Origin of the sequence: Pseudoxanthomonas yeongjuensis (assembly GCF_010093345.1) — a bacterium.
GTDB lineage: Bacteria > Pseudomonadota > Gammaproteobacteria > Xanthomonadales > Xanthomonadaceae > Pseudoxanthomonas_A > Pseudoxanthomonas_A yeongjuensis.
The window spans coordinates 1-538 of record NZ_PDWT01000023.1 but is presented as its reverse complement, the minus strand read 5'-3'; the positions used below and the strand labels follow the sequence as shown (position 1 = coordinate 538).

General features: G+C 60.2%; 1 protein-coding gene and 1 pseudogene. One reads left to right on the top strand and one right to left on the bottom strand.

The genetic code is table 11. The features are described 5' to 3' along the window. Positions 1-119, top strand: a pseudogene (locus CSC74_RS17625) (aspartate/glutamate racemase); the annotation flags it as partial. Positions 120-140: 21 nt separating this feature from the next. On the opposite strand, the gene CSC74_RS17355 reads toward CSC74_RS17625, so the two are convergent. Beyond that, positions 141-407: a hypothetical protein gene (locus tag CSC74_RS17355; protein WP_162315761.1), complete on the bottom strand. Its 267-nt coding sequence runs from the start codon at positions 405-407 to the stop codon at positions 141-143. Positions 408-538 lie beyond the last annotated feature (131 nt).

The following is a 538-nucleotide window of genomic DNA, read 5'->3' as shown; positions in this document are numbered from 1 at the left end:
TCATCCTGGGCTGCACCGAAATCTCGCTGCTCGTAGACGCCTCCGATGCTACGGTGCCGTTGTTCGACACCACCGCACTGCATGCGGCAGCGGCGGTGGAAACCGCACTGATCTGCTAGCCCCCAGCGCAACCAATAGCGTCAGTTGGGCCGCGCTTGCACCGGCAATTCGGCCAACACCGCGGTCCAATCCTCGGCAAATGCCTGGCATCGCTCGGCCAGATATTCGCTACGGCGCGCGTAGGCGGGCACCACCGGGCCCAGAGAGGCGACCTTCAGCGCTTCGCGCCAACTCGCCAGCAGCGCGTCGGAATCGCCATGGGCATTGGCCAGGGCGCGCAATGCGACGCGCAACACGTAGACCTGCGCCTGCAGGTCGCAAATGACTTCTTCGTTCTCTCGATCCATGACCGCTTCCTCATGGGCACGACCGCTGCCCGGGTTACGCCCGGGCAGCGGAACCGACATTACGAGTTGTATAGAAAAAAAAATTCAACAGACAGCATCATGACTTATATGTGAGATCCAAGTAAGATAAA

Coding starts and splice junctions, on each gene's coding strand:
- CSC74_RS17355 (WP_162315761.1), bottom strand. CDS start 407: ATGGATCGAGAGAACGAAGAAGTCATTTGCGACCTGCAGGCGCAGGTC.